Annotated in this window: 1 protein-coding gene and 2 pseudogenes; 1 reads left to right on the top strand and 2 read right to left on the bottom strand. The window is 69.0% G+C overall.

Features of this window, described 5'->3' with window-relative positions:
• Positions 1 to 181: 181 nt before the first annotated feature.
• Positions 182 to 601 (bottom strand): DUF4440 domain-containing protein, encoded by a 420-nt coding sequence (locus ACFYZY_RS29975; RefSeq protein ID WP_388700405.1) that lies wholly within the window; start codon positions 599 to 601, stop codon positions 182 to 184.
• A gap of 97 nt (positions 602 to 698) precedes the next feature.
• On the opposite strand from ACFYZY_RS29975, the pseudogene ACFYZY_RS29980 reads away from it, so the two are divergent.
• A pseudogene (locus tag ACFYZY_RS29980) lies at positions 699 to 1617 on the top strand (IS5 family transposase).
• Here ACFYZY_RS29980 and ACFYZY_RS29985 read toward each other — a convergent pair.
• Positions 1608 to 1690, bottom strand: a pseudogene (locus ACFYZY_RS29985) (IS5/IS1182 family transposase); the annotation flags it as partial. The pseudogenes ACFYZY_RS29980 and ACFYZY_RS29985 overlap by 10 nt on opposite strands.

The raw sequence follows: 1690 nt of genomic DNA on the forward strand, positions 1-1690 counted from the left end.
TCCGTGCGGTGAGTTCCTAGACAGCTCCCACCCCACCGGAGGTCTTCGCCATGTTCAAGACCACGGCCGTGTCAACAACGCTCGTGATCAATACAGCTAGGGCCTGTCTGACAATTGGCGTCGGATCAGGCCGGGCGGCCCGGACCCGACGGGAAGGGGCAGACAGGTCCCAGGGCGGACCCTATGGCCCGGCCGTAGGGTCCGGCACCGGCGTGGCCTGGTGGTAGTAGAGCCGGAACTCCCCGGCGGCGTCGCGGCGCCAGATCGACGAACGGCGGGCGTGCCGGTCCTCGATGCGGGTCTCGTAGGTGAGGTGGACGATCCCGGAGGCGAGGACCGTGCCCTCGAAGTGCTCTGCGGTGATGGGAGTGCTGCTCTCGGCGCCGCCGTGGAGTGTGGGCAGGGCGGCGACCATTTCCGCGTGCGTCCACCGCCGCCCGGAGGCGCCGACCTCGATGAAATCGGGGTCGAAGAGGGCTTCGGCGAGGGGGCCGGAGAGACGGACGGAGGGGTCGTGGAGGCGTCGTTCCCTGACGATCGCCTCGGTGACGTCCGGATGCTGCTGGAGCGCCTCGGGCGCGTGCCGGTCGTTCTGGATCATGGCGACATGATGCCCGGTCGCGGCCGGCGGGCCCTCGGTGGCCGGGCGGCCTTCAGCGGCGGCGGGCCCTGACACTGCCTGAATAATTGATCTTGTGGTGGGTCGTGGTGAGCTGACGGATGCGGCATGGCGCGGATAGCGCCTCTACTGCCGGGGGTTGATGGGCGAGGGCGCCCGTGGCGGGATCACCGGCAGGTGATCAACGGGGTGCTGTGGCGGTTGCGGACCGGTGCTCCGTGGCGTGATCTGCCGGAACGCTATGGGCCGTGGCAGACGGTCTATGAGCGGTTCGCCCGCTGGGAGACGAACGGAACCTGGGCCCGTCTGCTCGAACAGGTCCAGGTCCGGGACGACTCTGTTGGAGCGGTGGAGTGGACGGTATCGGTCGACTCTACGATCAGCCGGGCCCACCAGCATGCCGCCGGAGCCCGCAAAAAGGGGCCGCAACGGGGGACGAACTGGAAGGTTCGGCACGTACGGCGGCTGACCAGGCGCTCGGCCGGTCCCGCGGCGGGCTGACCACCAAGATCCATCTCGCCTGCGACGGCCGGGGCCTGCCGCTGACCGTCGTCGTCACGCCCGGCAACGTCAATGACTCCACCGTCTTCGCCATGGTTCTAGACGCGCTGAGGGTGCCCCGGGCCGGCGCCGGGAGACCGCGTCGCCGACCCGACGCGGTCATCGCGGACAAGGCGTATTCGTCGCGGGCGATCCGGCAGAAGCTGCGGAGCCGTGGCATCCGCGCGGTCATCCCGGAACGGGCCGACCAGAAGGCCAACCGCCGGCGGCGCGGAAAGGCCGGCGGCAGACCGCCAGCCTTCGACCGCGAGCTCTACAAGTCCCGCAACGTGGTCGAACGCTGCTTCAACCGGCTGAAGCAGTTCCGCGCGATCGCGACCCGCTTCGATAAACTCGCCGCCCGCTACAGGGCCGGAGCCCACATCGCGTCGCTCATCCTCTGGCTCCGCGAGCCCACCCGAGACCATTTGTCAGACAGTGAGCGTTTTCAGCGTTGACGCTCCAGGGTGAGGACGGCTGCGGCGATGACGGTCATGCGATTGGGGCTGCAGCGGGCTTTGCGGAAAATGC

Source organism: Streptomyces sp. NPDC001744, from assembly GCF_042892575.1.
In the GTDB taxonomy this organism is placed as follows: Bacteria; Actinomycetota; Actinomycetes; order Streptomycetales; family Streptomycetaceae; genus Streptomyces.

Coding starts and splice junctions, on each gene's coding strand:
- ACFYZY_RS29975 (WP_388700405.1), bottom strand. CDS start 601: ATGATCCAGAACGACCGGCACGCGCCCGAGGCGCTCCAGCAGCATCCG.